Genomic DNA, 21911 nt, shown 5'->3' on the forward strand with positions numbered 1-21911 from the left:
ATATCATTGCCTCCTTTACGCTAAATGGATATGAGTACCGGTTTTTCCCTGGATACCGTCTTTTGCTTTTTCCAACAGCGTAATGAGGGCAGTGCGTCCTGGTTTTGATTCAGCAAATTTAACAGCAGCCTGAACTTTGGGAAGCATGGAACCAGGGGCAAAATGTCCCTCTTTGATATATTCTCTTGCTTCTTCTGTGTCCAGGTCATCCAGCCACTTTTCTTCCGGCTTTCCGAAGTTAATAGCAACCTTTTCAACTGCAGTGAGAATAATCAGGAAATCAGCATTCAGATTCTCAGCTAACAGTTCACTGGCGAAGTCCTTGTCGATAACAGCGCTTGCGCCCTTTAAGTGGTTTCCCTGACGGGTAACCGGGATACCGCCGCCGCCGCAGGCAATTACCAGCTGTCCTGAGTCTACCAGGGAGCGGATAGCGCCGATTTCAACGATTTCAGCAGGCTTTGGAGATGCCACCACACGGCGGTAGCCGCGTCCGGAATCTTCCTTCATAATGTATCCGTACTTTTCCTCTGCAATCCTGGCCTGTTCTTCTGTCATGAAGTGGCCGATTGGTTTGGAAGGAGCCTCAAAGGCAGGGTCGTCTGCATCCACGCGGACCTGGGTAATCATGGTTGCAACCGGAATATCATACATTTCGCGGTTATAGAGTTCCTCTCTCAAGGCATTCTGCAGGTCGTAGCCAATATAGGCCTGGCTCATAGCCACACAGACGGAGAGAGGGGTGTTTGGCTGGTTTGCGTCCTCGCGGCTCAGTGCAGCCATTGCATTGTTAATCATACCCACCTGAGGGCCGTTGCCATGGGCAACGATGACCTCGCAGCCTTCTTCAATAAGGTCTACGATGGCCTTGGCCGTAATCTTGACTGCTTTCATCTGCTCAGGAAGGGTATTGCCCAGTGCATTGCCGCCAAGGGCGATGACAATACGTTTTTTCTTGTTTTCCATAGTGATTTTCCCCTTTATAGGACGGGATATGAGGGTATCCCGCCGAGTTTTTGCATAATTTGAGACAAAAAGGGCTGCAGGACTCAGTCCGGCAGCCCTTACATTGTATTACATGGTAAGATGAATGGTTTATTTGAATACTCTGGGTGTTCCTTTTTCTTCCAGCTTCTTTAAGATATCAGCCGGGTCAGCGAACTTAGCCAGCATAATCATAGCAGCAATTACGTATGGCTTGTAGCTTGCTTCTTTGTACAGAGGGTCACGGTAGCGGTCAAATACAGTTGCCTCAACCTCGCCGTCCTTGCAGCTTACATCGTTGATGTCAGCCGGTAAGCAGTGCAGGTACAGAGCCTTGCCGTCCTTGGTGGTCTTCATCAGTTCCTCTGTACAGCACCAGTCTTTGTGCTCTGCGTTCTGAGCCAGCAGTTCTTTCTCCAGAGCCTTGATGCCCTCGGAATCGCCTTCTGCGTACAGGTTGGTTCTCTTTTCCATAGCTGCAAATGGAGCCCAGCTCTTTGGATATACAATGTCGGCATCCTTGAATGCGTCTGCCATGTCATGGGATACGCGGAAGGAACCGCCGGTCTTCTCAGCGTTCTTTCTGGCAACTTCCTCAACCTCAGGCATGATTTCGTAGCCTTCCGGATGAGCCAGGACAACTTCCATACCCATACGTGTCATCAGGCCAACAACGCCCTGGGGAACGGAGAGAGGCTTGCCGTAGGAAGGAGAGTAAGCCCATGTCATGGCTAACTTCTTGCCCTTTAAATTCTCTACGCCGCCGAACTCATGGATGATGTGCAGCATATCAGCCATACACTGGGTTGGGTGGTCGATGTCGCACTGTAAGTTAACCAGGGTTGGCTTCTGCTCCAGGATGCCGTCCTTGTGGCCCTGTGTAACAGCGTCAACAACTTCGTGCATGTAAGCATTGCCCTTGCCGATGTACATGTCATCGCGGATACCGATAACGTCAGCCATGAAGGAAATCATGTTAGCTGTCTCACGAACAGTCTCGCCGTGAGCAACCTGGCTCTTGCCCTCGTCCAAATCCTGAACTTCCAGACCTAACAGGTTGCAGGCAGAAGCAAAGGAGAAACGGGTACGGGTGGAGTTGTCGCGGAATAAGGAGATGCCAAGGCCGCTCTCAAATACCTTTGTGGAGATGTTGTTCTCTCTCATGTAGCGGAGAGCATCAGCCATGGTCCAGACTGCTTCCAGTTCTTCGTCTGTTTTCTCCCAGGTCAGGAAGAAATCGTTCTCGTACATTTCCTTGAAGTTGAGGCTGTTTAACTTATCAATGTAATCCTGTAATGTTTTCATTTGATTGACTCCTTTAATATATTTAATTTTTAATTTGGGTATCGTTGTTAGAAGTTACAAAATAATAGGGACATCCATTCCACCAGTACCTTGGGCCTGAGCCGTTCCGGCGGCCTTCAGCATAGACCGCCGGAACCAAACAGGTCACTTAGGACTTCATGGAAAATGGTTTACGAATGAGCAGTGCGAAAATAAAATGTAAGTGCAGCTGTAAAGAGTTTTCTCTTATAAGGATGCAGTTATATTTTATTTTTCATAGGGCGTATGCCCTATGTTTCCTGGCCGCCCCCCAGGCCAAGAAGACGGCACTGCGGGCCAGCGGGCCGCGGCCACAACTGTATGGCAGCCAAGAAATCACCCCGCGGACAATAAACGAATTAAAACAAACACCTGCTGCAAAATTACTTACAGTACACGCTAGGCAGAGCAGCATAAACAGCCGCACAGGTAACCAAATCCTGCTTCCATGTAATCTCATTGGGAGCATGGGCCTGAGCTTCAGCGCCAGGACCAAATCCGATACAAGGAATGCCGTTGCGTCCCATGATGGAAACGCCGTTGGTTGAGAAGGTCCACTTATCGGTGAGAGGACGTGCCTTTCTCATCTCTGCTGTGGCATCAACGCCGATACGCTCGTCGCCGAACAGGTTCTTATAAGCTTCCTCCAGGGACTTGGTAACTTTGTGGTCCTCCGGGATAACCCAGGTTGGGAAGTAGCACTCGATTGGATATGTAAGGCCCTTATAGGAAGGACGGGAATACTCATACATGGATACGGTAACGTCGTCGCCGTATTTCTTAACTGCAGGAAGAGCACGAATCTCATCCAGGCAGCTCTCCCAGGTCTCGCCTGCTGTCATACGGCGGTCAAGGGATACGGAGCAGGAATCAGCAACTGCGCAGCGGCTTGGAGAGGTGAAGAAAATCTCGGAAACAGTAACCGTGCCGCGGCCTAAGAAGTTAGCCTCCTTATACTCCGGATTGTACTTCTCATCCAGCATCTTCACAAGGCCCTTAACTTCCTTGTCATCAGCTGCATCGTTTTCGTTCAGTGCGCGTACATCCTGAAGGATGTCAGCCATCTTATAGATAGCATTGTCGCCGCGCTCAGGAGCGGAACCATGGCAGGAAACGCCCTTAACGTCAACGCGGATTTCCATACGGCCTCTCTGTCCGCGGTAGATACCGCCGTCTGTAGGCTCTGTGGATACTACGAAATCGGGACGGACCTTATCCTCGTTGATGATATACTGCCAGCACAGACCGTCGCAGTCCTCTTCCTGAACCGTACCGGTTACAAGAACCGTATACTTGTCGCTTAACATTCCTAAATCCTTCATGATTTTAGCGCCGTATACAGCAGATACAATACCGCCGCACTGGTCAGACACGCCGCGTCCGCCAATCTCGGTGTCATTCTCATAGCCCTCGTAGGGGTCGAAATTCCAGTTGCTCTTGTTGCCGATGCCAACTGTGTCGATGTGGGCGTCAAAGCCAATGAGGGTTTCGCCGGTTCCCATGTATCCCAGAACATTGCCCATTGGGTCGATTTCAACTTTGTTGAAGCCCAGCTTTGTCATCTCCTCAGCAATGCGGTCGATGTGAGCCTTCTCATCGCAGCTCTCGCCTGGGAACTTAACAATGTCGCGTAAGAACTTGGTCATGTCTTTCTCATAGTTCTGTGCTGCTTCTTTGATTTTTGCGTAATCCAGATTCATTTCTTCGTTTCCTCCATTATACATTGATATTTGGTTAAGGTGTGATATAGGTGATTGTTTGTGCTTTATTTGTCCAGACCCTTCCAGACAATGTTCTTGTAGCGCTCAGGGTCTGTATCGCCTTCGGTGGAGAAGAGCAGTACCCTGGAATTCTCATCCAGGCCAATGTCTTTCCTTAAGTCTGCGTATTCATCCATGGACATGACGGCTGCCAGTGCGCCGAATGGAGCTGCGCCGGATTCTCCGGAGGTAACAGGTGCGTCGCCCTTGATGGGAGCGCCTAACATACGCATACCGGTTGCGGCTACCCAGTCAGGAGCAGCGATGAATACTTTGACATGGTTCTTTAAGATATCCCATGAAATGGTGTTGGGCTCGCCGCAGGCAAGACCGGCCATAATGGTTTCCATGTCGCCGTCCACAATGCGGATTTGTCCGTCACCGGCAGCAGCGCCCTTGTACAGGCAGGCAGCCGCCTCAGCTTCCACAACTACAAATGTAGGAGGATTATCAGCATAGAGATTGGAGAAGTAGCCTACCACAGCGCCTGCCAGTGAACCAACGCCTGCCTGGACAAAGATGTGGGTAGGACGCTGGCAGCCGTAGTCTCTCAGCTGTTCGCCGGCCTCCATGGCCATGGTTCCGTAACCCTGCATAATCCAGGATGGAATCTCCTCGTAGCCGTCCCAGGCTGTATCCTGTACCATAACGCCCCTTGGCGTCTCGTCGGCTTCCTTGGCTGCCAGACGTACGCAGTCATCGTAGTTCATCTCCTGGATGTCTACTGCAGCGCCTTCCTTGGCAATGTTCTGCAGACGTGTCTGGGTGGAACCCTTAGGCATATGTACCACTGCCTTCTGTCCAAGACGGTTGGCTGCCCATGCAACGCCGCGTCCGTGGTTGCCGTCTGTGGCGGTAAAGAAGGTAGCCTGGCCGAATTCTTCTCTTAACTGGTCAGAAGTGAGGACTGAGTAGGGAAGTTCGGATACGTCCCTGCCTGTCTCCTTGGCAATGTAGCGGGCCATGGAGAAGGAACCTCCCAGAACCTTGAACGCATTGAGGCCAAAACGGTAGGACTCATCCTTTAAGTAGATTTCCTTTACTCCCAGGTAAGCTGCCATATTGTCCAGCTTGGTGAGTGGTGTTTTGGTGTACTGGGGGAAGCTTTCGTGGAATGTCCTTGCCTTCGCAATCTCCTCCAGTCCCATAATCGGCAGGTTCTTGTCATCTGTCTTAGGCATATGATTGACCGCCCATAGAATCTTCTGGTCCATGTTACATAATCCTCCTTATAATCATCACGCTTTTTTATCTTCCGACTTGCGGCTGTTTACATCAATGTAGCTGTACAAAGTAAATTTGGAGATTCCGAAGTACTTGGAAACCTTGTCCCCTGATTTTGTTATAAGGAAGGCGCCTGCATCGTTCAGGAACTGGATGGCAGTCACTTTTTCCTCCTTGTTCATCAGGGCGGCCGGCTTGCCGATGAGGGCCACCGACTGCTCTATCAGGGTATCCAGCAGGTCGTTGACGTTGTGGACAATCTGTTCGGGCTGCTGCTTCACGTCCGATTGGGGTTCGGTGTCGATGAGAGCTTTAATGGAACGGTCCACGGTCATCAGGCCTGTGATGTCGTAATTAATGGACAGGAGGTAGTCAATGGAATCCCCTTCCTCATTACGGATGTAAATGGTGCTGGACTTCAGTATCTTGCCGTTGGATGTACGGGTCAGGTATCCGAGATGGTCTTTCAATGAAGCCGGGTCCTTGTGAAGGGTTTCCAGGACTACTTTTGAAGGTCCGTCCCCCTCCTGGCGGTTTGTCACATGACCATTGTTGATGTGTACGATGGAATGCTCCAGGTCGTGTTTCTCAAGGTCGTGTATGACAATCTCACAGTCAGGTCCGAACTGTCTTGCAAGGCCATCAGCAAGCTGTTTCAGTAAATCTAGTGTGTATGACATGGCTTTAACCTCCTTTTCCTCGGACTCTTCAAACCTTTCCCCGGCTGCTGCCGGGGACTTACCGTTTATGGTGACTTTGTACAATAAACATTTCGCAAAGTTGTGATGCGTTGTTTATGATTCCATCATAGCACAAAAAAAAGGAATTGCAAGAGGTTTTTACAAAAAAATTTTGAATATCTAAAAATTTTTGCATTTTCTGCTTGCAAATGGATTTGTATGGTGTTAGTATAGGGGTACAGGAAGTCCTGTTCTATCTTATTAGAGTTTATGAATTCCGGATGGTGTTTAGGACAAAATCCAAGAGCAGGTACATAAAATCATAAAATGAAAGAAAGAAAAGGAGAGAGGTTATGTTAGTGATTGGGAACGGTCGTCTGGTTACCAGAGACCCAGAACAGCCATTTTTTGAAAATGGGGCAGTGGCAATGGACGGTACCGCAATAAAGAAGGTGGGTACGCTGGAAGAGATTAAAAAAGAGTTCCCTGACGCCGAATATGTGGACGCAAAGGGGGGCGTCATCATGCCGGCCTTCATCAACACACATGAGCACATCTACAGCGCCATGGCAAGAGGTCTTTCCATAAAAGGATATGACCCCAAGGGATTTCTGGATATTCTGGACGGCATGTGGTGGACCATTGACCGCCATCTGACGTGCGAGCAGACCCGCCAGAGCGCAAGGGCCACTTACCTGGATTCCATTAAGAACGGAGTCACCACTGTATTTGACCATCACGCCAGCTTTGGCGAGATAAAGGATTCCTTATTTGCCATTGAGGACGCTGCAAAGGAAATGGGCGTCAGGACCTGTCTCTGCTATGAGGTTTCCGACAGGGACGGCATGGATAAGGCAAGGGCGGCTGTGATGGAGAATGCGTCCTGGATTAAACATGCGCTGGCAGATGATACGGATATGATTGCCGGTATGATGGGTATGCATGCGCAGTTCACCATCTCAGATGAGACGATGGAGCTGGCGGCAGCCAATAAGCCGGCTGAGGTGGGATACCACATCCACGTTGCAGAGGGCATTGAGGACCTTCATGACTGCCTTAAGAAGTACGGCAAGAGAATCGTGGACCGTCTTATGGACTGCGGTATTCTTGGGGAAAAGACATTGCTGGCACACTGTATTTACGTGAATCCCCATGAGATGCAGCTGATTAAGGATACGGACACCATGGTGGTGCATAACCCTGAGTCCAATATGGGCAATGCATGCGGATGCCCTCCAACCATGGAAATCGTCCACAGAGGCATTCTCACCGGTCTGGGAACCGACGGCTACACCCACGACATGACAGAGTCCTTTAAGGTGGCCAATGTTCTTCACAAGCATCACCTCTGCGATGCCAATGCAGCCTGGGGCGAGGTTCCGCAGATGCTCTTTGAGGGCAATGCAAAGATTGCGAACCGCTATTTCAGAAAGCAGTTAGGCGTATTGAAGGAAGGGGCTGCGGCTGATGTGATTGTCACGGACTACATCCCGCTGACGCCCATGGACGCCTCCAATGTCAACGGCCACATCCTGTTCGGCATGACCGGAAGAAGCGTGGTGACCACGGTGTGCAACGGAAAGGTTCTGATGAAGGACAGGGAGCTTGTGGGAATGGACGAGGAGAAGATTCTTTACGAGGTAAGGGAAGAGGCAAAGAAGCTGGCCCATTCCATCAACGGTTAATTGCCGGGGCAGCAGCCGGCAGAAGCAGGAAAAGCCTTCCAGGGATGGCTGGCTTTTCCTATATATAAGCAATACAGGCACAATGTATAATTTATAAGTGATATCCGATTGCAGGGCGGCGGGATTTGGCACCCCGGGATGATAGTATCTCCCGGGCGGCTGAGCCGGATGGAGGACCTGCGGACATGGTCCGCGGTATCCGGTGCTGGGACCTGGTCTGGTTATAAAGGAGGATAAGAATAATATGAGCGACATTATGACCCCGATTCCATTTGGAAAACTGATGAACTGGATTCTCGAAGAGAACAAAAAGGGTGCTGTATTCGGCATCAGGAGGCCATTCATTGCAGACCCGGACAAAACCTACGAGATTTTTGGCCGTAAGCTGGAAACTCCCTTTGGACCCGCAGCAGGACCCCATACCCAGCTGACCCAGAATATCGTGGCTTCCTACGTTGCAGGCAGCCGTTTCTTCGAACTTAAGACCGTACAGAAGCTGGACGGCGAGGACCTTCCCGTATCCAAGCCATGTATCAAGGCTGACGACGAGTGCTACAACTGCGAGTGGTCCACAGAGCTTTATGTGCCCCAGGCATTTGACGAGTATGTGAAGGCATGGTTTGCCTGCAAGGTGCTGGCGAAGGAATACGGCCTGGGCAGTCCTGACGGCTTCCAGTTCAACATGTCCGTCGGATACGACCTGGAGGGAATCAAAACAGAGAAGATTGACCGCTTCATCGAGGGCATGAAGGATGCCTCTGATACCGCCATTTTCAAAGAGTGCAGGCAGTGGCTTTTAGACAATCTGGACCGCTTTGAAAAGGTATCAAAGGAGGATGTGGAAGCCATTTCACCAGAGGTGTGCAACTGCGCAACCCTTTCCACCCTTCACGGATGTCCTCCGCAGGAGATTGAGCGCATCGCCAGATACCTGATTGAGGAGAAGAAAGTACATACATTCATTAAATGCAACCCAACCCTTCTTGGATATGAGTATGCAAGGAAAATCATGGACGATATGGGCTATGATTATGTTGCCTTTGGCGATTTCCACTTTAAGGATGACTTACAGTACTCAGACGCTGTTCCCATGCTCCAGAGGCTGCAGGCCCTGGCAGATGAGAAGGGCCTGGAATTCGGCGTAAAGATTACCAACACCTTCCCGGTGGATGTAAAGCAGAACGAGCTGCCCAGCGAAGAGATGTACATGTCCGGAAAGTCCCTTTATCCCCTGTCCATGTCCGTTGCCGGGAAACTGGCTGAGGACTTTGGCGGGAAGCTGCGTATTTCCTATTCCGGCGGTGCTGATTACTTCAATATCACGGATATCGTGGACGCAGGTATCTGGCCGGTGACCATGGCTACCACCATGTTAAAGCCGGGCGGCTATGAGAGACTGGAGCAGATTGGACAGCTGTTTGCAGCCAGGGAAGCAGCTGCCTTTGACGGCGTGGATGCAGGCAAAGTAACCGGTCTGGTGGAGGCGGTGAAGTCCGACAAGCATCACGTTAAGGCAGTGAAGCCTCTTCCTTCCAGGAAAATCAGGAAGCCGGTTCCGCTGACAGACTGCTTTATCGCTCCCTGCCAGGAAGGATGCCCCATCCATCAGGATATCACCAGATACCTGCAGCTGGCCGGAGCAGGCGAGTTTGAGAAGGCACTGGAGGTCATTCTCAATAAGAACCCGCTTCCATTTATTACCGGAACCATTTGCGCCCATAACTGTATGAGCAAGTGTACCAGAAATTTCTACGAGTCCCCGGTGGATATCCGCAGGACCAAGCTGGAGGCGGCAGAAGGCGGATTTGATGCTGTCATGGCAAAGCTCAAGGCTCCCGCAGTCACCTCTGACAAGAAGGCAGCCGTAGTGGGCGGCGGCCCTGCAGGACTGGCGGCAGCTTATTTCCTGGCCAGGGGAGGCGTGAAGGTGACCCTGTTTGAGAAGGAAGATAAGATGGGCGGCGTTGTCCGCAATGTGATTCCCGGTTTCCGTATCAGCGACAGCGCCATTGACAATGACGTGAAGCTGGTGGCGGCCATGGGAGTGGAAATGGTAAACGGCAGGGAAATCACGGACATAGAGGCGCTTAAGAAGGATTACGATTATGTTGTCCTGGCAGTGGGCGCATCCGAGCAGGGAAGGCTTAAGCTGGAGGCAGGGGATACCATGAACGCCCTGGATTTCCTGGCCCGGTTCAAGGCAACGGACGGAAAGGTGGAATTAGGAAAGAACGTGGTTGTCATCGGCGGCGGCAACACAGCCATGGATACAGCCAGGGCTGCCAAGAGAAATGCCGGTGTGGAAAAGGTTTCCCTGGTATACAGAAGAACCAGGCGCTACATGCCTGCGGACGAGGAAGAACTGGTCATGGCTGTGGAGGACGGCGTGGAATTTGCTGAACTGCTGGCCCCCGTGAAACTGGAGCAGGGAGTCCTGTACTGTAAGAGGATGGTGCTGGGCGACCTTGACGACAGCGGACGCCGCAGCGTGGTGGAGACAGACCAGGTGGTGGAGGTGCCTGCCGACACTGTGATTGCAGCTGTGGGTGAAAAGGTGCCGGGCGCATTTTACGAGAACTGCGGCATTGCCCTGGACAGCAGAAGGCGTCCCCAGGTGAACCAGGAGACACTGGAAACCTCTGTGAAGGGCGTATATGTTGCCGGCGACGGTCTCTACGGTCCTGCCACGGTAGTGGAAGGAATCAGGGACGGCAAGATGGCGGCGGAGGCTATAGTTGGAAAGGCTCTGGCAGAGGACCTGTTCAGGCTCTCTGACGCTGACGCCATCTACGGACGCAAGGGCAGGCTGGCTGAAGAGAATGACCAGATTGTTGACAGCACACGCTGCTTATCCTGCAACAGCTACTGCGAGAACTGTGTGGAGGTATGCCCCAACAGAGCAAATATTTCCCTGGTGGTTCCGGGCATGGAGAAGCATCAGATTATCCATGTGGACTATATGTGTAATGAGTGCGGCAACTGTAAGAGCTTCTGTCCGTGGGACAGCGCTCCTTATCTTGACAAGTTCACCCTGTTTGCCAATGAGGCAGACATGGAAAACAGCAAAAACCAGGGCTTTACGGTACTGGATGCAGCTGCCGGCGCCTGCAAGGTAAGGCTTCAGGGCAAAGTCATGGATTACACGGTTGGTTCCGAAAACCAGGATGTGCCGGACGGCATCCGTAAAATCATCAAGACAGTTATCAGCGACTATTCATATATGCTGTAGATAAATGTGCGAATTGCCGTACAAAGGAGTCCTCAATGAAAATGTGGGGACTCCTTTAGCAAAGGTTTGTTAAAAAAGTAACGTTATTCTTTTTGGAGAATAATGAAAGGAGAAGAACAAAATGGCACAAAAGCGCAATAAAAAAGTAGCTGTGGTGCAATGCTTTGGGGGCTGTCATGCAGAGGCAGACATTTTGCGGGAGGACCTGACAGGGGATTGCCGGCAGGTTATGGCAGAGCATCCGGAAGGCATACTGAAATGTAAATGGGGATGTCTGGGTATGGGCAGCTGTGTGGCGGCCTGTAAGCTGGATGCCATCCATATAAACGGCTTTGGGGTTGCAGAGGTGGACCGGGGCAAATGTGTGGGCTGCGGGCTGTGCGTAAAAGCCTGTCCCCAGAGCCTGATACGCATTACCACGCCGGAATATCCGGTTTACCCGGCATGTGTGAACCAGGATGCAGGGGTGCAGACAAAGAAGGAATGTTCCGTGGGCTGCATTGCCTGCGGTATCTGCGTGAAGAACTGTCCGGCGGATGCAATCAGGATAGAAAATAACCACGCGGTCATCGATGAAGCAAAGTGTATCGCCTGCGGTATGTGTGCAGTCAAATGTCCAAGGGGAATCATACTGGATGCCGACGGCATTTTCACAGTAAAGGCGTAGAGGCAGGAGGCATAAAATGGGAGAGAACTATTGTTTTACAGTGAATGGAGTGGAACGCTGTACCAGCGAGGACAAACCGCTTCTGCGTTATCTGAGGGACGACCTTCACCTTCATTCCGTCAAGGACGGATGCAGTGAGGGAGCCTGCGGAACATGTACCATTGTGGTGGATGGAAAGGCAGTCAAGTCCTGTGTCCTGACCACCAGAAGGGCGGTGGGAAAGAACATTATTACCACGGAGGGATTAAGCGACGCTGAAAAGGAGGCCTTTGTGTACGCCTTTGGGGCAATGGGCTCCGTGCAGTGCGGATTCTGTACACCGGGCATGGTGATGGCCGGAAAGGCATTGATTGACCGTGTGCCGGACCCCACTGAGGAGGAAATCAAGGTTGCCCTGAAGGGAAATATCTGCCGCTGTACCGGATATAAAAAAATCATTGAAGGCATCCAGCTTACAGCAGCCATCCTGCGGGGGGATGCCAAAATTGAGGAGTCCCTTGAAAAGGGAGATGAGTACGGCGTAGGGAAGCGGGCATTCCGCCTGGATGTGCGGGAAAAGGTGCTGGGCTACGGCGAGTACCCGGATGACGTGGAGATGGAGGGAATGGTATATGCATCGGCTGTCCGTTCCAAATATCCCAGGGCGCGGGTGCTGGATATCAATTATGAGAAGGCCGCGGCACTTCCGGGGGTGCTGGCCGTGCTCACGGCCCAGGATGTCCCCAACAACAAGGTAGGCCATCTCCAGCAGGACTGGGATGTAATGATTGCAAAAGGGGAGATTACCCGCTGTGTGGGCGATGCCGTCTGCCTGGTGGTTGCCGAGTCCAGGGACATCCTGGAGAAGGCAAAGAGGATGGTGAAGATAGACTATGAGGAGCTGACGCCTGTGTGCTCCATCCGGGAGGCCATGGCAGAGGATGCGCCCAAGGTCCATGAGAAGGGCAATTTGTGCCAGAGCCGCCATGTTACCCGCGGGGATGCGAAGAAGGCCCTGGAGAACTCCAAATACGTGGTGACACAGTCTTACCGCACGCCCTTTACCGAGCACGCTTTCCTGGAACCGGAATGCGCAGTTGCATTTCCTTACAAGGATGGAGTGAAAATATATTCCACGGACCAGGGGGTCTACGATACCAGGAAGGAAATTTCCATCATGCTGGGCTGGGACCCGGACCGTGTGGTGGTGGAGAACAAGCTGGTAGGCGGCGGCTTCGGCGGCAAGGAGGACGTTTCCACGCAGCACATAGCAGCTCTTGCAGCCCTTAAGGTGGGAAGGCCGGTAAAGGTGGTATTCTCCAGGGAGGAATCCTTAAATTTCCATCCCAAACGCCATGCCATGGAGGGCACCTTTACCCTTGGATGCGATGAGAACGGTATCTTTACAGGATTGGATTGTGAGATTTATTTTGATACAGGCGCCTATGCGTCCCTGTGCGGACCGGTGCTTGAGAGGGCGTGCACCCACTCCGTAGGACCTTACTGCTATCAGAATACGGATATCCGGGGATTTGGTTACTATACCAATAATCCGCCGGCAGGCGCGTTCCGCGGCTTTGGTGTATGCCAGAGTGAGTTCGCTCTGGAATCCAACATCAACCTTCTGGCGGAGAAGGTGGGTATTTCCCCATGGGAAATCCGCTACCGCAATGCCATTGAACCGGGAAAGGTGCTTCCCAACGGACAGATTGCAGACTGCTCCACAGCCCTAAAGGAAACCCTTCTGGCTGTAAAGGACGCCTATGAGAGCAATCCCGGCAGGGCCGGAATCGCCTGCGCCATGAAGAACGCAGGCGTGGGCGTGGGCCTCCCTGACAAGGGCCGGGCAAAGCTGGCTGTCCATGACGGAAAGATTGAATTGTACAGCGCTGCCTCCGATATCGGTCAGGGATGCGCCACCGTATTTGTGCAGATGGTTGCCGAGGCAACCGGCCTTGGGAGGGAACTGGTCAGGAATATGGGAGCCAATTCCGAGGTGGCCCCTGATTCAGGAACCACATCCGGTTCCCGTCAGACCCTGATTACAGGCGAGGCAATCAGGATGGCTGCGGCTGATCTGAATGAAGCGCTGCAGGAAGCAGGTGGGGACTTAAGCCAGCTGGAAGGCCGTGAGTTCTTTGCGGAGTTCTTTGACCCCACCGATAAGCTGGGCGCGGATGTACCCAATCCAAAGAGCCATGTGGCCTACGGATTTGCAACCCATGTGGTGGTGTTGGACGACGACGGAAGGGTAAAGGAAGTGTATGCTGCCCATGACTCCGGAAAGGTAGTGAACCCCATTTCCATCCAGGGCCAGATTGAGGGCGGCGTGCTCATGGGACTGGGCTATGCCCTGACCGAGGACTTCCCGTTAAAGAACGGCGTTCCCCAGGCAAAATACGGCACCCTGGGACTGATGCGCTCCACCCAGATTCCGGATATCCATGCAATTTATGTGGAGAAGGAAGAACTGCTGCCCTTTGCCTACGGTGCAAAGGGAATCGGGGAGATTGCCACCATACCAACTGCCCCGGCGGCACAGGGAGCTTATTACGCAAAGGACCATGTGCTGAGGACAACGCTCCCCATGGACGACACGTATTATTCAAAGAAAAAATAAACATAACACTGGAAATGAACGGCGAAAGGCAGTCCACCTGCTTTTCGCTTGTTCCACATAAGGAGATGACATCATGGACAACACCCTTGGCGGAACAGGGCGTGGGATGAAACATGAAGGTACGGACAGGGCCATTGAATTCCGGTTTGCAGCGCCTCAGGATATACCCATGATTCTCAGGTTTATAAAGGAACTGGCTGATTACGAGGGAATGCTTAACCAGGTGGTGGCTACAGAGGAGCTGCTGAACCAGTGGCTGTTTGAGAAGGAAAAGGCAGAGGTGATTCTGGGAATGAAGGACGGGGAGACAGTTGGATTTGCGCTGTTCTTCCATAATTTCTCCACCTTTTTGGGAAGGGCCGGCATTTATCTGGAGGACCTGTATGTGCGCCCCGGGTACAGGGGCCGCGGCTTCGGCACCGCCTTTTTAAACCAGCTGGCAGCCATTGCGGTTAAACGGGGCTGCGGACGTCTGGAGTGGTGGTGCCTGGACTGGAATAAACCCAGCATTGACTTTTATCTGGGAATGGGAGCCCAGGCCATGAGCGACTGGACCGTGTACCGGATTGACGGGGAACGGCTGGAGGCTATGGCGGCGGATGCCCACAGGTGACAGGGAAAAAGGGAAATAGGCCGGAACATATGGTTAGATTGACAGAGAGAAACAGAACAGGAGAGTGATATATATGAAGAAGGTATTAAAAGGCGGAACCGTTGTTGGCGGAAGCGGCAGTGTCCGGGCGGATGTGCTCATTGACGGGGAAAAGGTGGCGGCAGTGGGAACCAGTGGGGAAATGGAGCGCCTGGCGGATGAGGATACACAGATTGTGGATGTGGAGGGCTGCCTGCTCTTTCCGGGCTTCATCGACGCCCACACCCATTTTGACCTCCATGTGGCCGGAACGGTTACGGCAGATGATTTTGCCACGGGAACCAGGGCGGCTGTCAGGGGAGGCACCACCACCATCGTGGACTTCGGGACCCAGTATGAAGGGGAGAGCCTGGCGGACGGACTCAGGAACTGGCATGAAAAGGCGGACGGCAAGTGTTCCTGTGATTATGGATTTCACATGTCCATATCGGACTGGAACCCATCGGTCAGCAGGGAGCTTAACGACATGATGGAAGAGGGAATCACCTCCTTTAAGCTGTACATGACATACGATACCCAGGTAGACGACAAGACTATCTTTGAAATCCTGCGCAGGCTTAAGGAGGTAGGTGGAATCACCGGGGTCCACTGTGAGAACAGCGGCATGATAGCCGCCCTTCAGGCAGAGGCAAAGGCTGCCGGAAGGATGGGCGTGGAGAGCCACCCAGCCACCCGGCCCGCTGCGGCCGAGGCCGAGGCCATTGACAGGCTGCTGAGGCTGGCTGAGGTGGTGGATATCCCTGTGATTGTGGTGCATCTTACCTGCCGTGAGGGCTATGACGTAATCATGGAAGCCAGGAAAAGGGGCCAGAAGGTATATGCGGAGACCTGTCCCCAGTACCTGCTTATGGATGACAGCCTGTACGGCCTTCCCGGCATGGAAGGGGCCAAGTATGTATGCGCTCCGCCTCTGAGGAAAAAGGAGGACAGCGCCTGCCTGTGGAAGGCCCTGGCGGACGGAACCATCCAGACCGTGTCCACGGACCACTGCAGCTTTACCACTGAGCAGAAGGCACTGGGGAAGGATGATTTTACCAGGATTCCGGGAGGCATGCCCGGAGTTGAGACAAGGGGAACGCTTCTCTACACCTATGGCGTGGACGCGGGAAGGATTACCAGGGAAAAGATGTGCCAGCTGCTGTCGGAAAATCCTGCCAAGCTCTATGGAATGTATCCTGAAAAGGGAGTTATTGCCCCGGGAAGCGACGCGGATATCGTTGTTATGCGAACCGGCGTGGAGGACAGGGTTGCGGCAGCGGACCAGGTGCAGAATGTGGACTATGCTCCATTTGAGGGAAGGAAGCTGACGGCCCGTATAGAGAGCGTGTTCCTGCGGGGTACCCAGGTGGTGAAGGACCATCAGGTGGTGGTGGAAAAGGCAGGGAAGTTTGTGAAGCGCGGGAAGTATGGGCTGTAGGCAGCAGATGATATTCTCCTGGTACAGATGAAAATATAAAAATCGGATGGTAAAGGACTTACAAATAAAACCAGCAGTCATGTTCTCTGATATGGGGCATGGCTGCTGGTTTATTTGTATTTTCTGTATATCTTTTGCGATTCCAAACAACCACTGCATTGTTTGGTCAGCGGGGGCGGAGTGTGTTTTGTGTTCATTTGCTCAGAAGAATCTCGCGGAATCCCTTTGCCAGCGGAGAAAGCGCTGCATCCCTGACCCATGTCAGATATATTCTCTGGATTAGGGGAACATTGGTAGCAAGGTGAAGCTCCGTAAAGCCTAAGCTTCTGAACTGCTTATAAAAAGTGCGGGAAACAATGGAGATGCATTGGTTGGAAATAACCTCATTAATCAATCCGTAATCATTATAAGCAGCTGTAAGGGTTTTCGGCCTGAAACCTGCTCCTTCGCATATTTCATAGAGCAGGCGGTTGGTGCCGTTGGTGCTTACGTTGTAGACAGCAAAGGGTTCGTTTTTCAGTTCCTTGGGCTCTACCAGTTTTCTGCATGCCAGGGGATGCACTCTGCTTATGACAAATTTTACTGGTTCCGTATAAAGAAGGATTTTTTCCAGGCTGGCATACTCGGATTCATTGTCAAACTCTCCGCATAAACCAAGGGTACTGGTATAATTGAGCACATCCTTGATGATGGCTGTGGTATATTTAAAGGTTATATTCAGGCTGCAATCGGGATAAGCAAGTTGGAATTGAGCGCTTTTCCTCGGCAGAAACGTGGTATTGATGGAGCATAGGGCAGATAGGTCAACCGTATTCAGGTCGCTGTTGACCTGATGCTTTACAGCGGATATTCCATGGTTGATTTCTTCCAGGGAACGTTTTGCATAATCAAAAAAGATACTTCCGTATTTTGTCAGTTCTATGTTCCGGCCCCGTTTCATGAATAGCGGGGCGCCAATCTCTTCTTCAATCCCAAGTATAGCCTTTGTAAGAGTAGGCTGTGTGATATGCAGATGTTCAGCGGCGCGCGTGTAGTGCTGGTATTCAGCGGCCTTTAGAAAGTATTCCAGATGTTGGTAATTCATACGCCCTCCCATTTCCAAAAGTTATTAATCGTTAAAAAAAAGTAATTAGTAATAATTGCATAAATATGGTTGAATTATATTAGATAAATCAGTAAATATACTCAAGTGTACCTTAATTATAGATTAAATTATGAATGGATTCAAGCAGGTGGGGGAGTGATTGGACAAATATTAGGAAACAGCAACGGGAATCACATTTTTATAAAAAAGGAGGAACAAGAATGAAAAAAACAATGAAGAAAGTGATTGCAGCCATGGTTTCAGCCGCAATGCTTCTGCCGTTAGCGGCTTGCGGAAACTCAAATGCCACAAGTGCCACGGCGCCAGCAGCAGCGGCTTCGTCTGACGGAGCTGCTGCCGAAAAGAAAGGCGGTGACGGGACCGGAAGCCCGGGCGGTGTGGACCACACCCAGGGGGCGTCTTTTAAAATCCGTTTTGCCACCAATTCATCGGCAGGGGACGTTGCCGGAGAGGGAATCAGCCAGACCGGAAAGGGAATGATTTATTTCTGCAAACAGATTGAAGAACGCAGCGGCGGCCGCATCACCACCCAGATATTCACGGACGGACAGCTGGCTTCGTCCACCCAGGAATACATTGGCGGCGCGCAGAACGGCGCATACGAGATGTTCATGCTGAACTGCGGTTCCTGGGCAGATTATACACCGGCCTATGCTGGGCTGAATATTCCATATCTGTATATGGATTACGACGATGCTTATGCGGTCCTGGATTCGCAGATACGTCAGGAATGGGACCAGCGTGCCCAGGCTGATACAAAATGCATACCCCTGGCCCATCTGGATATTGGCTTCCGCCAGCTCACGGCCAACAAGGAAATTCACGCTCCTGCAGACTTAAAAGGTGTGAAAATCCGCACCATGGTGGACCCAATCCAGATGAACTGCTGGGAAGCCTTTGGCGCCAGTGTTACTCCCGTTCCCTATGCGGAGCTGTATACCGCCCTTCAGCAGAAACTGGTGGATGCCCAGGAAAATCCGCCGTCCAATATCGTCTCCTCAAAACTTTATGAGATGCAGAGTTACTGCATGAAGACAAACCATAACTTTACAACTACCATCATGGCTGCCAGCCCGGTGTTTTGGGATACGTTGTCAGAGGAAGACAAGGTGTTCCTCCAGGAGCTCTGGAAAGAAACAGAAATGTATGTCCGCTCCCTGACAGAAAATTTGTCTGACGGATTCTTTGATGAAATGCAGTCAAAAGGTACAACGGTTGTGGAACTGACAACAGATGAGCTTAAGGTGTTCCAGGACGTAGCCAAGTCAGTATGGCCGCAGGTGGAGGAACAGATGGGTTCGGAGGCGTACAATAAACTGGTTGATTTTGTCATGGATTATCAGGCGAATAAATAAGCAGGATTAAACGGAGGGTATCGTATGAAAGATGGAAAGTTCCACTTGAAAACGTTTCTGGATAACATAGAACTGTACATATCTGCTGTTTTGTTCATAGGCCTTACAGTCCTGCTGTTTGCAAATGTATTCTGCCGCTATGCACTTAAGCATTCCTTTGCATGGGTGGAAGAGGTTGCCACCATTGCATTTGTCTGGATGATATGGTTTGCCATGTCGGCAGCTGTAACAAAGAGAAAGCATCTGTGCATTGATTTTGTGCTGGAGATGGTTCCGTTCAGAGTCAAAAAGGGAATGCTTGTTATCTCAAATGGGGTTTTTGCGGCTTTTGACATATACCTGCTGTATGTGGTGATGACAATCATCGGGAGACTTGGGAACAGCCAGACCACGCTTCTGAGACTTCCCCAGCAGATGGTGTATTCTATCATTCCCATAGGCCTGGTGCTGAGCGTGGTGAGAATTGTACAGGATACAGTTAAGCTTATACATGAAAACGAGGCCAATCTTGGCGCTTCCAAGCCTGCAATGGACCTGGATGAATGCGAACGGATTTATCTGGAAAAGAGGGCTGCAAAAGAGGCGTCTGCAGTGAAAGGAGGGATGCAATAGTGGCTACAGGTATTATGTTTCTTGTAATGTTCGGCCTCATGTTTCTGGGAGTGCCGATTGCGGTGGCCATGTTCATCAGTATGTTTGTACTGATTCATATTGACCCGGTTACCACCAGCTCCTTTATTGCGCAGACAACCTATGGCGGCGTTGCAAGCTTCACCAATCTGGCGCTTCCGTTCTTCATGATATCAGGAACCATTATGGAGACAGGCGGCCTGTCCAGACGGCTGGTGAATGCGGCCAATTCTATCATAGGCGGCGTCACGGGTTCCCTGGGTATGGTTACTGTCATAGCATGTATGTTCTTTGGCGCGGTTTCAGGTTCCGCACCGGCTACCGTGGCTGCCATTGGAGCCATCATGATACCCATGATGGTCCAGGAAGGTTATAACAAATATTATGCGACCGCCCTTGCCTGCTGTGCCGGCGGGCTCGGCGTTATCGTGCCGCCCAGCTATCCCCTGGTTCTGTATGGCGTTACCTGTAACCAGTCCGTGGGGGACCTGTTCATTGCGGGCCTTCTGCCGTCTTGTGTGGTGGGTGGAATCCTTATTCTTATCAATTACGGATACTGTAAAAAGCATAAGCTGAAGGGAGAGAAACGTTTCCGCATTAAGTCGGCACTCAGCGCCTGGTGGGATGCCAAATGGGCCTTAGTCATGCCGGTCATCATACTGGGAGGAATCTACGGCGGATTCTTTACCGCAACCGAGGCAGCGGTAGTGGCTGTTGTATATGGTATCTTCATAGGCTTTGTGGTATACAGGGAGTTGAAAGTTGAGAAGCTTTGGGCCGTATTCCGGGACAATGCCGCATTCATAGCGGGCACCATGTTCATTATGTGTCCAGCGAAGGCCACGGGCTCTGTGTTTGCTTACCTGAATATCAACCAGACCATAGCGGATTTTATGTTCGGCATATCCAGCAATTATTATGTGGTCATGTTCATGATTTTTATCATCATGTTCCTTGTGGGAATGTTCATACAGACCACACCAGCCATTATCATTCTGGCTCCCACCCTTTTGTCGGTTGTTACCCAGGTGGGATGCGACCCGATTCACTTTGGCATTGTGCTGGATTTAGCCCTTGCCATCGCATTTGTGACGCCGCCTGTGGCCATCAACCTGTTCGTGGGTTCGTCCCTTACAGGCATCAGCATCGACAAGATTACCAAAGCAGAGATGCCCTTGCTGCTCGGTCTGATTGGCGCATTCTTCGTAGTGGCATTCGTGCCGGCGATTTCACTGCTCCTGCTTGGCCGGGTATGATGCCGGATATCCTGCCTTGACCGGAGAAACTAAACTAAGTATCAGGAGGGAACATGGATATCCTATATCTTTCCATTGTGTTTCTGGTAATTGTTGTAATCATATGGCTGAAGAAGCCCTTATTTGTAGCAATGACAGGGGGAATAGCAGCCACTATCATTTTATTCCGCGTAAATCTGAAGGATGCAGTCATGGTTCTGGGGCGGCAGACCGTGGCCTGGGATACCATAGACGTATTGCTGAGCTTTTATCTCATTATATTTCTCCAGCTCATGCTTGAGAAAAGAGGGAAGCTGGCAAATGCAAAGGATTCTTTCAGCCGTCTGCTCAGAAACCGGCGGATGAATACCATTGTATCACCTGCAATCATGGGACTTCTTCCGTCAGCAGCGGTTATGACCATCTGCGCAGATATGGTTGACAAGACATGCGGGGAATACATGGACGCTAAAAATAAGACCTTTGTATCATGCTATTACAGACATATACCGGAGATGTTCCTTCCAACCTTTCCGGCTGTGCTTCTGGGACTTACACTCAGCGGACAGAATGCTGGCCTGTTTGTACTGGCCATGGTTCCTATGGCAGTTGCAGCATGCGCCGTGGTATATGTGACACATTTAAAAAAACTGCCAAAGGAAATGCCGCAGATGGAGGATGCAGTTGACAAACGGGCGGAAATCGTCCATCTGGTAAAAAACCTGTGGACCCTGATTGCTGTGCTGTTCATCATCATTGCATTTAATTGGTCCGTGTGCATGGCAGCGCCTTTGGTCATCGCAGCGAATTATGTACTTGACCATTTCAGCATAAAAGAACTGCCGGACCTTATGGTACGGTCGGCGGAACCCATACTGCTGGGCAATATGTATCTCATCATGCTTTTTAAAGGCATATTGTCCCACACCGGCGTCATAGGACTTCTGCCTTCCTTTATAGGCCGGTTTCCTATTTCGCTGACCATGTCCTTCGGCCTGCTGTTTTTTATCGGCACGGTCATAAGCGGCTCCCAGACAATCATTGCACTCTGTATGCCAATGGCGTTTCTGGCATTTCCCCAGGGAGGGATTCCTCTCCTTGTCATGCTCATGAGCATTGCATGGGCCGCAATGCAGATATCGCCCACTCATGTCTGCTCCTTTGTTGCAGCGGATTATTATCACACCACACTGGGAGACATTGTTGTGAGGGCATTTATTCCGGTTATTGTATTTTCCATTATCTCGTATGGATACGGAGCATTGCTTGGAAGGATTTTTTATTGAAGGAAGCCGCCGGAAAAAACTATGCCATTGAGATATGTATATAAGGCACAGTGAAACCCGTCAACAGTTATATATGGATA

Annotated in this window: 16 protein-coding genes; 10 read left to right on the forward strand and 6 right to left on the reverse strand. The window is 51.2% G+C overall.

All coding sequences use genetic code 11. From position 1 onward, the window contains the following. Window positions 1-15: 15 nt before the first annotated feature. The 5 genes from arcC to FGS84_RS25370 form a co-directional block, all read right to left on the reverse strand. Window positions 16-966, reverse strand: a complete 951-nt coding sequence (gene arcC / locus FGS84_RS25350) for a carbamate kinase (RefSeq protein ID WP_138311029.1) — start codon at window positions 964-966, stop codon at window positions 16-18. Between the two features lie 129 nt (window positions 967-1095). Further along, the gene (gene ygeW, locus FGS84_RS25355; protein WP_138311030.1) at window positions 1096-2289 is read right to left on the reverse strand and encodes a knotted carbamoyltransferase YgeW; all 1194 of its coding nucleotides are present in this window, start codon (window positions 2287-2289) and stop codon (window positions 1096-1098) included. Window positions 2290-2690: 401 nt separating this feature from the next. Then, window positions 2691-4001, reverse strand: a complete 1311-nt coding sequence (locus FGS84_RS25360; RefSeq protein WP_347563890.1) for a YgeY family selenium metabolism-linked hydrolase — start codon at window positions 3999-4001, stop codon at window positions 2691-2693. A 71-nt stretch (window positions 4002-4072) separates the two neighbouring features. Further along, the gene (gene dpaL, locus FGS84_RS25365; protein ID WP_138311032.1) at window positions 4073-5281 is read right to left on the reverse strand and encodes a diaminopropionate ammonia-lyase; all 1209 of its coding nucleotides are present in this window, start codon (window positions 5279-5281) and stop codon (window positions 4073-4075) included. Window positions 5282-5305: 24 nt separating this feature from the next. Then, the gene (locus FGS84_RS25370) at window positions 5306-5971 is read right to left on the reverse strand and encodes a helix-turn-helix transcriptional regulator (RefSeq protein ID WP_138311033.1); all 666 of its coding nucleotides are present in this window, start codon (window positions 5969-5971) and stop codon (window positions 5306-5308) included. Between the two features lie 353 nt (window positions 5972-6324). On the opposite strand from FGS84_RS25370, the gene ssnA reads away from it, so the two are divergent. From ssnA to hydA, 6 genes are all read left to right on the forward strand, one after another. Next, window positions 6325-7656 (forward strand): putative aminohydrolase SsnA, encoded by a 1332-nt coding sequence (ssnA, locus tag FGS84_RS25375; protein ID WP_138311034.1) that lies wholly within the window; start codon window positions 6325-6327, stop codon window positions 7654-7656. A 244-nt stretch (window positions 7657-7900) separates the two neighbouring features. Further along, window positions 7901-10885, forward strand: coding sequence for a putative selenate reductase subunit YgfK (gene ygfK, locus FGS84_RS25380; protein WP_138311035.1), 2985 nt, complete (start codon window positions 7901-7903; stop codon window positions 10883-10885). Window positions 10886-11006: 121 nt separating this feature from the next. Beyond that, on the forward strand, window positions 11007-11552 hold the full coding sequence (locus tag FGS84_RS25385) for a 4Fe-4S binding protein (protein ID WP_138311036.1): 546 nt from the start codon (window positions 11007-11009) through the stop codon (window positions 11550-11552). A 16-nt stretch (window positions 11553-11568) separates the two neighbouring features. Beyond that, the gene (gene xdh, locus FGS84_RS25390) at window positions 11569-14151 is read left to right on the forward strand and encodes a selenium-dependent xanthine dehydrogenase (protein WP_138311037.1); all 2583 of its coding nucleotides are present in this window, start codon (window positions 11569-11571) and stop codon (window positions 14149-14151) included. 73 nt (window positions 14152-14224) lie between these two features. Further along, window positions 14225-14764, forward strand: coding sequence for a GNAT family N-acetyltransferase (locus FGS84_RS25395; RefSeq protein WP_138311038.1), 540 nt, complete (start codon window positions 14225-14227; stop codon window positions 14762-14764). A gap of 73 nt (window positions 14765-14837) precedes the next feature. After that, window positions 14838-16220 carry a dihydropyrimidinase gene (hydA, locus tag FGS84_RS25400; RefSeq protein ID WP_138311039.1) on the forward strand — a complete coding sequence of 461 codons (1383 nt, stop codon included), beginning with the start codon at window positions 14838-14840 and terminating at the stop codon, window positions 16218-16220. Between the two features lie 193 nt (window positions 16221-16413). Here hydA and FGS84_RS25405 read toward each other — a convergent pair whose 3' ends face one another. Continuing rightward, window positions 16414-17304, reverse strand: a complete 891-nt coding sequence (locus FGS84_RS25405; RefSeq protein WP_138311040.1) for a LysR family transcriptional regulator — start codon at window positions 17302-17304, stop codon at window positions 16414-16416. Window positions 17305-17525: 221 nt separating this feature from the next. On the opposite strand from FGS84_RS25405, the gene dctP reads away from it, so the two are divergent. The 4 genes from dctP to FGS84_RS25425 are packed head-to-tail and all read left to right on the forward strand — an operon-like array spanning window position 17526 to window position 21831. Further along, on the forward strand, window positions 17526-18680 hold the full coding sequence (dctP, locus tag FGS84_RS25410) for a TRAP transporter substrate-binding protein (RefSeq protein WP_138311041.1): 1155 nt from the start codon (window positions 17526-17528) through the stop codon (window positions 18678-18680). A gap of 24 nt (window positions 18681-18704) precedes the next feature. Beyond that, a complete protein-coding gene (locus tag FGS84_RS25415) occupies window positions 18705-19292 on the forward strand; it encodes a TRAP transporter small permease (RefSeq protein WP_138311042.1) in 588 nt (195 codons plus the stop codon). Next, window positions 19292-20566 carry a TRAP transporter large permease gene (locus FGS84_RS25420; RefSeq protein WP_138311043.1) on the forward strand — a complete coding sequence of 425 codons (1275 nt, stop codon included), beginning with the start codon at window positions 19292-19294 and terminating at the stop codon, window positions 20564-20566. Before FGS84_RS25415 ends, FGS84_RS25420 begins: the two co-directional genes overlap by 1 nt. Window positions 20567-20619: 53 nt before the next feature. Next, window positions 20620-21831: a DUF401 family protein gene (locus tag FGS84_RS25425; RefSeq protein WP_138311044.1), complete on the forward strand. Its 1212-nt coding sequence runs from the start codon at window positions 20620-20622 to the stop codon at window positions 21829-21831. Window positions 21832-21911 lie beyond the last annotated feature (80 nt).

This window comes from Clostridium sp. 1001271st1 H5 (genome assembly GCF_005845215.1).
Lineage (GTDB): Bacteria > Bacillota > Clostridia > Lachnospirales > Lachnospiraceae > Enterocloster.